The organism is Sporomusa aerivorans (genome assembly GCF_041428895.1).
Lineage (GTDB): Bacteria > Bacillota > Negativicutes > Sporomusales > Sporomusaceae > Sporomusa > Sporomusa aerivorans.
The window spans coordinates 359,690-371,546 of the sequence record NZ_CP156926.1 but is presented as its reverse complement, the minus strand read 5'-3'; the positions used below and the strand labels follow the sequence as shown (position 1 = coordinate 371,546).

The window sequence follows — 11,857 nt, the reverse complement described above, 5'->3', positions numbered from 1 at the left end:
CGCCAGTTAGTTCCAGCGTTTTTCGACCGTTATGCCTTTGAAATACTGACTTACGATTTCTTCAGGCTTCTTGCCGTCTTTGGCAAGACGGTTGGCGCCCCACTGGGACAGGCCTACGCCATGACCGTAACCTTTCCCGGCAAAAGTGACGCTGTCTTCACTAACTTCAATTTTATCCAGCAGCATGGATTTCAATTTTGTACTGTCTAATGCCACCCGCAGGTCAGGTCCGGAAACCTGCACTTCTTTATTAACCAGCAGCACAGTGGCCCGTCCGGACGGCCCTTTTTGCGCAATTTCCATACTGCTGATATCCTTTACCTGCTTGCCGATTTTCCCCATAGCCGCAATAACATCTTCCTTAGGGAAAATAATGGTCCAGTTTTTTACATCCGCCGGCGCCAGATCGTCAGGCGACTGCACGGACTGAATATAAGGCGGCTCATCATACTTGTAATTAAGCCCTTCTTTGGCGGTAGCTGTAATACCTCCGGCCGAGGCATGGAACCAGCTTTTAATGGGTTTGCCCTGGTAGGTCATTATCTGACCACGTGTCATTTGTACGGCTTTTTTGACATTGTCGTTAACGGCCTTGGCATTATAGGCCTGAAATTCCTTAATATCGGTAGAAGCCTGGGTCCCCCGTTCCGGCACCCCGCCTTTGGTTTCCATAGCTTCCACCGTAAAGGTACGAGCAATAATAGCCTGCGCCGCCAAGGCTTCTACCGGCCAGTCGTTTTTCATTTCACCCGCTACCACGCCGGCGATATAATCCTCCATTTTCATCGTTTTCTTCTCGCCTGTTTCGTGCATAAACACGGTAATATCAGGCTCATTCTGCGTTCCCTTAGGGGGAGTTGCCTGCGACTGCGGGGTCTGCGGCATATCCGGCTTTTTCTGCGGATTCATGCTGCAGCCGCCAAACACCAGGGCTAAACTAACAAGCAGTACTACACAAAGCACAACTTTTCTTTTCATCCTAAAATCCACCTCACTAAACATTTTCTTCTATACTATTATGGCAGTTAAAGACAAACCGCATGCATGCCAAAAACTTAACACAATGATTACAAAGTCCAGCTGATTTCTAACTTATAATGAGAATATACAATTCATCCCTGTTAGGAGGAATTACCTTGCCATTTAAGCTTCCTCAATGGCTGGAAGGTATTTATAACGGCATATTGACATTTAACAATCCCGTGTTCCAAACCAACGGAATCTCCCTGCCCGGAACCCAGTTGCCGGCCGCAGCAACCTATACGCCAGCCGATCTGAAAGCAGAGCTGGAGATCATTATCAAAGACAGAAGCATTTTTCCGATTTATCAGCCCATTGTAAATTTACAGTCCGGACGCATCATGGGCTACGAGGCCCTAAGCCGCGGCCCATTAGGCAGCCCTCTCCATTTCCCCACCCAGCTTTTTAGTACGGCCATACTTAATAAGCGGTTACTGGCACTGGAACAGGTTTGCCGCGAAGCGGCACTTAAAAGTATAGCTGCATTAGGCGTAGAACAGCGCTTATTTCTCAACATGAACGCCGAGGTTGTCAAAGATCCCGAATTTCGCGGCGGCCTTACCAAAGCACTCTTAATTCGCCACGGCCTTAATCCGGACCAGGTAACCTTTGAAATTACCGAACGGACAGCCATAACCGACTTCGCGAGCTTCACCCGGTCCCTTAACCATTACCGGCAGCAGGGCTACAGCATTGCCGTTGACGATGCCGGCGCCGGCTATTCAAGCCTTGAGGCTATCGCCACTCTGAGGCCTAACTACATCAAACTTGACCGCTCTATTGTCTGCAACGTTGATAAAGATCCGTTGAAACAGTCTATGCTGGATGCCATGATTAATCTGGCCGCAGTCATCAAGAGCAAAATCATCGCTGAGGGAATTGAAAATGCAGACGAACTGGCGCTCCTCATTAGTAAAGGAGTTCATTACGGTCAGGGTTATCTGCTGGCGCGACCGGGTTTCCCTGCACCGGAAATATCGCAGGAGGTGCTTCATTTGATTGCCGAGTTCAATTTACAAAGCATACAGGTTAAATCCCGTTTGGCTAACGGTTTGGGTGTGACCATCGGCGAAATTGTGGAACAGGTTCCTACCTTCAGTCCCGCTACGGCGGTAAATACCATAGAAGATGTTTTTACTACCCAGCAGGTAAACGGGATCGTCGTCGTTGACGGCAGCAGACCGGTCGGCCTGCTAATGAAGGACAAGCTGTACTATCAGTTGGGGACCAATTACGGTATCTCCCTCTATTACCGGCGCTCTGTGGAGCGGGTAATGGATAAAAGCCCGCTCATTGTTAATGCGGAGCTGCCCCTCGAGGCAGTTTCGCAAATGGCTATGAGCCGGGAAGAATACCACCTTTATGATTTTGTTATTGTTGTTCAGGATGACAAATTTGCCGGCGTGGTATCTGTTATGTCGCTTTTGAATAACATAACCAACCTGCAAATCCGCCGCGCGCACAATTCCAACCCGCTCACCGGCCTGCCGGGCAACTTAGTTATCGAGGACAAACTCAAGGAACTGATCCGGATAGATGAACCTTTTGCCGTTATGTATCTTGACCTTGATAACTTTAAAGCGTACAATGATAAATATGGCTTTGAGCACGGCGATAAGGTATTGCTAGTGACCGCCCAGATTTTAAGTCAAAGCATCGGCAAAGCGGGTTCCGCTGACGATTTTTTAGGTCATATCGGTGGCGACGATTTCATAATTATCACCAAGCCGGAAAATGTCCCAGGCATTTCTGCTAGTATTATTGATCTTTTTGACCGGGAAATCCGCGGTTTGTATCATCCGGATGACTTAGTCAAAGGCTATATTGAAGGAAAAAACCGCAAAGGCCAGCCGGAACATTTTTGCATTGTATCTATTTCAATTGCTGTTGTTTTTAATCAACGGCAGACCTTCAAAAACTATCTGGAAATTGCCGAAATAGCCGCCGATCTAAAAAAGCTAGCCAAAGAGCAGGCCGGGTCCTGTGTCGTCTACGACCGCCGAATTGCCGCGAATGAGGTCAATAGCTTCAAATAGTTTTCACAATCAACGCGCCGCGCTTGTTTGCAGCATAAGCAATACACGCTGGCGTTTTTTACATAGCAGATTTAACGCCCTTTTAACGCAGGGTTAACAGTCTGCTTACAGTCGAGTGCTATAATAAAAATGAGGTTTATGACGAGGTGATAGCTTTGTCGTCCCAAAAAAGGCTAGATAACATTCTCCTGGTAACCGCATCGGTAGGGTCCGGGCATACCCAGGCAGCCCAGGCGGTCCGTACAGCCATCGACAGCCAGAGTCTGGCTGCGACCGAGGTTGTTGACTTTATGGCTGGTGACTACTCCTTTGTTAATACGCTGGCCAAAGAAACTTACCTCAAAATGATTGATATCCTGCCTGATATATATGACCTGATGTACCGCTGGTCCCAGATGCCGCTGCCAGGCAGTAAAGTACAGAGTCTTATGGCCATAACCATGAAACGAAGCATGCACAAGTTAATCATGGCTCACCGACCTGATGCCATTATCTGTACCCATCCCTTCCCCTGTGGCGCTGCTGCCTATCTGAAACGTACCCGCCGGATTTCCTTACCGCTCATCGGGGTTATTACTGATTTTGCTATCCACCGTCTCTGGTGCTACCAGGAAACCGACCTGTATTTTGTCGCCACCCCTGAGCTAAAGCAGGAACTGATTTTACAGGGAATTTGTCCGGATCGCATTCATGCTACCGGAATACCTGTCGGCTCAAAATTCAGCCACATACCTGCCGCTGCCGAACAGGCGGCTCTACGTCAGGCTTTGGGCTTTACCAACAGGTATCCGATCATTCTGATTATGGGCGGCGGTCTTGGGATGGGTGATCTTGAACAAGCCGTGCTCTCCATTGATGCTCTGCCACAGCCCTTAAATCTGATAGTGGTTGCCGGCCGCAATGCAACACTGCGGCGGAATCTGCTAGCCAAAGCCCATGATCTTATACATCCTGTCAAAGTACTTGGTTACACGCGGCATATTCCCGAGCTTATGGCAGCTGCCGACCTTTTAATCACCAAGCCCGGCGCTCTCACGCTTAGCGAAGCGCTGTCCATGCGGCTGCCGATGCTGCTGTACCACGCCATACCCGGTCAGGAAGAAGAAAACGCTGCTTTTTTGACCCGCAAGGGCGCCGCACTGTGGGCTCATGACAGCCGGACTTTGGCCGGTACTGTTTACGAATTGTTTACCAAACCGGAGCGGTTAAGCTATATGCGGGAAATGGCCGCCTTGCTTGCCCGCCCCGCCGCCGCCCAAACAATTGCCGCCACTGTTTGGCAGAACATACTTAGCACCGGAACCGCCGCCTCACGCTGATCATGTCAAAAGAGACTGTCAAGGGGATGGTTCTTTTGACATGGCTGTCAGAAGAACCATCCTTTGTTATTAAGGAGGAAACGACTATGAGAGCTGGGTCCTTACCGGCCATATCCACCGGTGTGGCCGGAACAAAACTGCTGCTTGCCGCTGTCAGTCCTTTACAAACGCTGTTGGACCGGCCTAGTATTACTCACGAGTTTCTTAACAGGCAGGCTCTGATAATCTTACAGAATGATGGTCTGGAGCACTATGCCGGTCTGCTCAAATCCTTTCTCGTCGAACTCAATGACGGTGTATACTGGGCGGATGGCGGCTGGAAAAATATCAGCCACTATTATGAACCGCTAACCAATAAAGGATTATGGCATTTTGCCACTGCCCTGGATAGTTTTTCCCTATACTTTGAAGCTGCTTTAAAAAGCTTCAGACAGCAGGATATAGCCGGCAGCATTTTCCTGCTGGGCGCAGCCGCTCATCTACTGCAGGATGTATGTGTACCACATCATGCCCGGGCCAAACTTTTTTCCGGTCACAAAGAATACGAAAATTGGGTTAGAACATATCATACCGATTTTGCCGTTAACGGCCAGGGCCTGTACTCCGTAAGCCTGCGTCCCCATGAGTTGCTGATCAGCAATGCCGTGGCTGCCGCCGACTATCTGGATTGGGTAACCGAAGAAAACCATACACGCTTTCATACGGTAACCACAAGCCTGCTTACCCGCGCTCAGCGGAGCACGGCCGGCTTGTTTGAACGTTTTTGCTTTTTAGCCGGCATTGGCAAACACAGCACAAAAACAATAGTTGCCTGAAGGCGCTGCCAATAAGGCAAACAGGATTTACGCCGGGAATCCGGCGAAAGTGCGCGCCTTAACAGCATTTTCATCAGGGTAAAACACGGGATGGATCTCGTGGCTGACTACGCGGGCAGCCCGGAACCATCCCTTAAATATTTAAAAAATTATTTGGAAAAAAGAGGCATAGCTTCCAGCTAACGCGAATATCTAGATAAAATTAATCCGTTTTGGACATGCCATACTTAAGGAGGTGTCTTCCGGTGTCAAATACTGAAGCTGAACTGAAACTACGAATTGCCGATTCGGCTTGCCTGTCCAGCCTGTTATCGTCTCCCCTGCTGGGTCAGCTGGCTACGCAGCCGCCCTATAAGCAGCTGCTCGAAACAACCTACTTTGATACAGCTGATCAGCAGTTGCTGAAATCACGCCTGTCATATCGGCTGCGCCTGGCCGACGGCGAGTGGACGGCCACTGTCAAGGCAGACGGCACAAGCGACGGCGGATTGCATCAGCGCACTGAGTATAATATACCAGTAGATAACCCGCTCCCGGCGACTGAACCATTTATCGATACCGCCATTGGCGAACGGTTGGTTCAGGCTGTTGCCGGTATGCCTTTAGAACCCATATTCAGCACCCGTTTTGAACGGCATATCATCGAGCTCAGCACACCGGACGGCAGCAATATCGAATTGGCCCTTGACGACGGCAATATTATCGCCGGTGATAAAGTACAGCGGATTCTCGAACTGGAGCTTGAGCTGAAATCCGGCAGGCCACAGTCGCTCATTTGGCTGGGTGCGGCTCTAGCCGAGGACTTTCCGCTGCTGCCCGAACAGGAAAGCAAGCTGTACCGGGCCACCGTATTGGCCGGCATGGCTAATGAACTGGGCCGGGATATTCCGCTCGCTTCGCCGCTAAAAAAGAGCAGCGGCCTCCTGCCTGCCCAACGTTGTTTCAGCCAAATTATGATTTATAGCATTCACGAAATAATCCGGACCCAGCAAACCTATTTGGACGCTCCCGACGATATGGAAGCGCTGCACGCTCTCAGAATTGAACTCCGCAAGCTTAATGCCCTTTTACAACTGGCCAAACCGCTGCTGCCCTTTGAAGAGCACCTGGACATGGAGGAAAAACTCACTGCCTGGGACAGCCGCTTCAGCTCAGTCCGCGATCTTGACAGTCTTAGCGCCGCCTGGCATGACGCAACCGGCTATATGAACCAGGTAATCCCCGGGTATGCCGGCAGACCGGCGTTAACCGCCTTACTTACCGCCAAGCGCCAAGCTGAGAAAGCCAGCTTTTACAATACAGTCGCTGCCGGTAAGCTTACAGCACTGCTGCTAGGTATTTGGTCATATCTTGCCGAATGGGCCGATCAAAATCCGGACAACGCTCAGCCGGTATTTAAGGATTTTATTTTTGAAAACCTTAATCTGTGGCTGATTCATTTTTTGCATATGGGCAATGATCTTGATTTATCAGATCTGGATACCGTACATAATCTCCGGGTCACCGGCCGTCGCCTGCGCTATACACTAACCGTCCTTGACCCAGTCCTGCCGGACAGCACCCGGTTGCTTACCAAACGCCTGGAGAAGCTTCAGGATATCCTGGGTAAAATTCAGGACATTGGCCTTATTCCGCTGCTCTTAAAGGATTTAATCAAAGCTTCCGCCAGCCGTATCAGCCACCGCGATGCCGGCCTTATCACCGGCTGGCAGCTGGCCCGCTCCTTCCAGGCCCGCAGCAGCTATGGCAAAGTCTGGCCAAAGATCATTAAGGAGGCTGCCAAACAAAAGAAATTGAAGTCCAGGAAAGAAGGCGTACCATATAAAAGGAACCCTGAGCTTAACTAGCTCAGAGTTCCTTTTTTTTTAATGGCCGCCTCCAGCCATTTTTCGCTGTACATATTTGCTGGGCAGAGTAAACATAAGATTGAATATGAGGATAGTAATGATCAGGAGCGCGCCAGTACCGTCGGCTATCGCCACCCGGTCGGGGACCAGGCCCACGGCCATAACGTACCACATGTGCACGGCCAAAGTCTCCCCGGCGGATGTTACAGCGAAATCCGGCAACGTCCGGGATACCGTTGTTCCGGCAGTAAATATCAGAATGGCGGTTTCCCCCAGAGCCCGCCCGGCCGTCAGGGTAATGCCGGTAATAATGCCCGGCAGGGCGTTAGGCAGTACTACCCGCCAGATTGTCTGCCATTTAGTGGCGCCTAGCGCCAGACTGGCTTCCCGGTAGTGAGCAGGTACAGTCCGGATGGTTTCCTCGGTCACCCGCACCAGCACCGGCAAATTCAGCAGCATCAAGGTTAATGAACCGCCAATAATACTAAAGCCCATGCCTAGCATGTTAACAAAAATAATCATACCAAATAAACCTAAAACGATTGAGGGAACAGTAGCCAAACTCTCGGTACTCAGCCGGATCATGTCTGTCAGCCGGTCATTGCCGGCATATTCGGCTAAATAGATCCCCGCTCCGACCGCAACAGGAATGGAAAATAACATAGAAAGACCCAATATATAAAAAGAGTTGAATAACTGCGGACCAACGCCGCCTCCGGCATTAATATCGCTCGGCATGCCGGTAATAAAATCCCAACTGAGCACCGGCAGGCCCTTAACCAGCATGTAGCCTAAAAAAGTAACAAGTACAGCTAAAATAATAATCCCTGCCAGCCACATAACGGCAGTGGCTGCTTTATCCTGAAACCGTGCCGACATTTAGGCCATCCTCCTTGCTGCAATCCGTCTGATGATCAAAATCATTACGAGGGATAAAATGAGAAGCACCAGAGCCATAAGAAAGAGGGAATTACCCCACGCCGAGCCAAACGGCGTATTGCCCATCTCCACAACAATTTCACTGGGCAGCGTCGAGGTCGGCATAAACAGGGACTTGGCCATTTGCGGCGTATTGCCAATAACCATTTGCACCGCCATTGTTTCGCCGATGGCTCTGGCCATGGCCAGGATAATGGCAGTCAGAATCCCCGGCAGCGCGGATGGCAGCAGTACCTTGGCGATCGTCTGCCAGCGGGTAGCGCCTAAGGCCAGCGATGCTTCCTCCAGCGGTTTCGGCACAGCCCTGATAGCGTCTTCCGAAATGCTGATAATTGTCGGCAGGATCATAATAGCCAGGATAAGAGCAGCGGCAAACAAGCCAAATCCGGTATTTACATGGAAAAATTCCCTAATAAACGGTACTAAGAGCGTCAAACCGACATAGCCGTATACCACCGACGGGATGGCAACATACAGATCAGTAGCCGGGCGCATAATTTCCCGCAGCCAGTCGGGAGCAATCTTGGCCATAAAAATGGCGCCGGCTAAGCCTAACGGTGCACCAAACAGAACAGCCAGGACGGTAACATATACCGAGCCGGTGATAAAGCTCAAAGCGCCATACTTATCTTCTGTAGGATCCCATTTTGGTGAAAAAAAGAACTCGGTAAAGCCGACTTCCTTAAAAGTCATGAGCCCCTGCTGGCCTACAAACACAATGATTGATAAGATAATCACCGTCATCAGAAACGCGCATGCAATAAATAAATAGCGTATATACCGGTCATAGAGAAGTTTAAGCTGGTGTTCCCGGTTATCAGCTGTAACTGCCATCAGTTTCACATCCTGTCTAATGAGTTGTTCCCTTTAATTATACGCTATTAGTATACCAGGCTTTGTTAATGCAATGTTAAGAATGTGTTAAGTTAGGAGGGCCCTGAGTCAGATGACTCAGGGCCCTCGTTGCTGGCTATTTAGTTATTGCTTCATTTTGGTGATAGGCACAAAGCCGTTTTTCTCAGCATATGCTTCTTGGAACTCTTTGCTTGTTGCATAGTCAATGAAGGCTTTTACAGCACCGGTCGGCTCACCTTTGGTGTACATGCGGCCAAAAGTAAATACCGGATATTTACCGCTGATTACATCGTTAATACTATATTTTACGCCGTTATAGGCCAGAGCTTTTACTGTTTGATCTGCATAAGCGGCGTCAACATAGCCGATTGCGCCCGGCGTGCTGGCAATAGCGGCGCGAACGGCCCCGTTGGAATCCTGGATTACGGCATTATCGGTAAAGGCCGCACCTTTAAGAACGATTTCAGCAATAGCGCCCCGGGAACCGGAAGACTTGGCGCGATGGATAATAGTAATTTTTTGATCTTTGCCGCCAACCTCTTTCCAGTTGGTTACCTTGCCGGTAAAGATGTCCACATATTGCTGCTGAGTCAGATTATCAACCGAAACATCAGGATTAGTAATAAAGACGAAAGGAATACCTACCAGCTTGGTTTCGACAAGGCCTTTATCTTTCAGGCTGTCCTGCAACGGTACGTCTGAGTTGCCGATATTCACCGAGCCGGCCGCCACTTGGTTTTGGCCGGTAAAGGAGCCGCCGCCGGCAATATTAACGGTCACTTTGGCATTTTTCTTCTGGAATTCCTCCTGGGCCGGTTTCAGGAATGGTAAAAGTGCCGTTGAGCCTGAAGCAGTAACAGTACCGGTGATTTCGGCCTGGGCTTTCGGAGCCTCTTTCGGAGCCTCTTTTTGTCCGCCACAGCCGGCAACTAAGCTCACACCCAGCATCATGGCCAGTGCGCCTGCTAACATTTTCTTGGAAAGCTTCATGTTATTGTTGACCTCCTCGTAGTTTGGTGCTCTCTATAATGCTATTGTAAATCATCTCTATGGACAATGTGTTAAGGCAATGTTAAAGGAATGTTAAGAAAAGGATTACGTACGGGAAGTGGCTTTTATTAACTATTTGCGGTATGATTTGTAATATACCGCTATAAGGGGGTAACAGCATCTTGTTTGTCCGCAATCTCCGCAACCGTCTGGTTGCCCTGTTTTTACTGCTTATCCTGTTTACACTGACAGCCCTTGGCAGTTACATATTGTGGTATTTCTACCAGCATAATATCGCCAGTCTGAATGCCGCTATGCTCAGCCAGGGGAAAATTATTGAAGAGCTTATCAACCGGGACATGTCCGGCCCTATTCAAAAAGCGCAAATTGATGAGAAAATTAAAGAACTAAGTTCACGTATTGATTTACGGGTAACCATTATTGACGCTACCGGTACTGTTATCGCTGATTCCCAGCAGAATCCGGCGCTGATGGAAAACCACGGCGACCGGCCCGAAATTGCCGCCGCACTGGCAGGCGACAACAGTTACAATATCCGCAAAAGCGCCACTCAGGAAAGATCGCTGCTTTATGTGTCCACACCGGTATTGTTTCATAACGAAATCACCGGCGTGGTGCGGGTAGCTATGCCGCTTGACCATGTTGATGCCGGTTACCGTAAAATACTATCGGCGCTGCTCATTGCCAGTCTGTTGACCTCGTTAGTGGCCATATTCTTTAGCCTTACATTTGCGCACCGGTTCACCCGCCCGCTCGGCCAAGTAATCAATACCGCCAATGAAATTGCCGAGGGCGACCTTAGTAAACGGGTTTATATAAAAACAGGCGATGAGCTGGAAATACTGGCTCATGCCATTAACAATCTGACCTCAAGTCTTGAGGATAAAGTAAATGATATTGTTGCCCAGAACCGTAAGCTGGAGCTTATACTGGAAAACATGGGCGATGCCGTCATCTTGATGGACCGGTTCGGCAGGGTCACTACCGCCAATAAGACAGCCGTTGCCGTTTTCGGTATAACTGAGGAAATGCTGGGCATGCATAATATTCAAGTAATCGGCAATAGCCTGCTGGACCAGGCCGTTCAGGCTGCCATCAACCGGAAAGAAGGCCGGCTCATCGACCTCAAGACCAATATTCATGGCATGAAACGGGTATTTCAGGTGTTTCTGGCGCCTATAACCGCTGCAGAAAAGGACATCTCCGGCGTACTGGGCGTCTTCCACGATATTACCACACTGCAGAATCTGCATGACCGCCAGGCTGATTTTGTCGCCAATGCGTCCCACGAACTGGCTACTCCCCTTACTGCCATTAAAGGATTTGCCGAAACCCTCTTAGATGGGGCTTTAGCCCAACCTGAACTGAGTGAAAAATTCGTCCGCATTATTTATGACGAGGCCGACCGCATGCACCGCCTTATCCAGGATTTACTGCAATTAGCCCGTCTTAATGCCCAGGAATACCGCGAACAAATTAAACTGGAGCAAGTGCTTGTCGAACCTGTTCTCACAGCCGCCAAACAGGACATGGCGCCCCGCTGGCAGCAGAAGAACCAGTTGGTTAGCATAGCGTCCGATCAGGACGATCTTGCTGCCATCGCGCATCCGGACTGGCTCAAACAGGTTATTGCCAACCTGCTGGAAAATAGTATTAAATATACCCCGGCAGGCGGTAAAATAACCCTGCAGGCCTGGCACAGCAATGATCAGGTTAAAATTTCGGTAAAAGACTCGGGAATCGGCATTCCGGCCAAAGACCTGCCTCTCATATTTGACCGCTTTTACCGCGTAGACAGAGCCCGGGCCCGCACAGCTGGCGGCACCGGGTTAGGTCTGGCCATCGCCAAGTTCATTGTCGAAATGCTGGGTGGACGGATTGAAGTTGAGAGCGTTGTAGATGTGGGGACGACATTCATTATTACCCTGCCCGCTAGCGAAAAACGCTCATAGCACCTCGTACAGATTGCGTACTAATTCTACAGGGAGCGTCTTGCTTGCGCTGTAGGGTAGGTC

The 11,857-nt window shown here is 49.8% G+C and carries 9 protein-coding genes; 5 read left to right on the top strand and 4 right to left on the bottom strand.

Annotated elements, in window-relative coordinates; all coding sequences use genetic code 11:
* Nucleotides 1-6: 6 nt before the first annotated feature.
* A complete protein-coding gene (locus SATMO3_RS01605; RefSeq protein ID WP_371376583.1) occupies nucleotides 7-978 on the bottom strand; it encodes a SpoIID/LytB domain-containing protein in 972 nt (323 codons plus the stop codon).
* Between the two features lie 158 nt (nucleotides 979-1,136).
* Between SATMO3_RS01605 and SATMO3_RS01600 the strand changes: the two genes are divergently transcribed.
* The 4 genes from SATMO3_RS01600 (at nucleotide 1,137) to SATMO3_RS01585 (ending at nucleotide 7,037) form a co-directional block, all read left to right on the top strand.
* The gene (locus SATMO3_RS01600) at nucleotides 1,137-3,056 is read left to right on the top strand and encodes a GGDEF domain-containing protein (RefSeq protein ID WP_371376581.1); all 1,920 of its coding nucleotides are present in this window, start codon (nucleotides 1,137-1,139) and stop codon (nucleotides 3,054-3,056) included.
* A 155-nt stretch (nucleotides 3,057-3,211) separates the two neighbouring features.
* Nucleotides 3,212-4,375, top strand: a complete 1,164-nt coding sequence (locus SATMO3_RS01595; protein WP_371376578.1) for a glycosyltransferase — start codon at nucleotides 3,212-3,214, stop codon at nucleotides 4,373-4,375.
* An 86-nt stretch (nucleotides 4,376-4,461) separates the two neighbouring features.
* Complete coding sequence (locus tag SATMO3_RS01590) at nucleotides 4,462-5,190, top strand: zinc dependent phospholipase C family protein (RefSeq protein ID WP_371376575.1); 729 nt, start codon at nucleotides 4,462-4,464, stop codon at nucleotides 5,188-5,190.
* 245 nt (nucleotides 5,191-5,435) lie between these two features.
* Entirely contained in the window at nucleotides 5,436-7,037 is a 1,602-nt protein-coding gene (locus SATMO3_RS01585; protein ID WP_371376572.1) for a CHAD domain-containing protein, read from the top strand.
* Nucleotides 7,038-7,055: 18 nt separating this feature from the next.
* Here the strand turns inward: SATMO3_RS01585 and pstA are convergent, their stop codons facing one another.
* The 3 genes from pstA to SATMO3_RS01570 all read right to left on the bottom strand — a co-directional run bounded on the left by pstA (nucleotide 7,056) and on the right by SATMO3_RS01570 (nucleotide 9,821).
* Nucleotides 7,056-7,916, bottom strand: coding sequence for a phosphate ABC transporter permease PstA (pstA, locus tag SATMO3_RS01580; RefSeq protein WP_371376569.1), 861 nt, complete (start codon nucleotides 7,914-7,916; stop codon nucleotides 7,056-7,058).
* Nucleotides 7,917-8,810 carry a phosphate ABC transporter permease subunit PstC gene (gene pstC, locus SATMO3_RS01575; protein ID WP_371376566.1) on the bottom strand — a complete coding sequence of 298 codons (894 nt, stop codon included), beginning with the start codon at nucleotides 8,808-8,810 and terminating at the stop codon, nucleotides 7,917-7,919.
* Nucleotides 8,811-8,954: 144 nt separating this feature from the next.
* On the bottom strand, nucleotides 8,955-9,821 hold the full coding sequence (locus SATMO3_RS01570; RefSeq protein ID WP_371376564.1) for a phosphate ABC transporter substrate-binding protein: 867 nt from the start codon (nucleotides 9,819-9,821) through the stop codon (nucleotides 8,955-8,957).
* A 182-nt stretch (nucleotides 9,822-10,003) separates the two neighbouring features.
* On the opposite strand from SATMO3_RS01570, the gene SATMO3_RS01565 reads away from it, so the two are divergent.
* Entirely contained in the window at nucleotides 10,004-11,794 is a 1,791-nt protein-coding gene (locus SATMO3_RS01565) for an ATP-binding protein (protein ID WP_371376561.1), read from the top strand.
* Nucleotides 11,795-11,857: the final 63 nt, after the last annotated feature.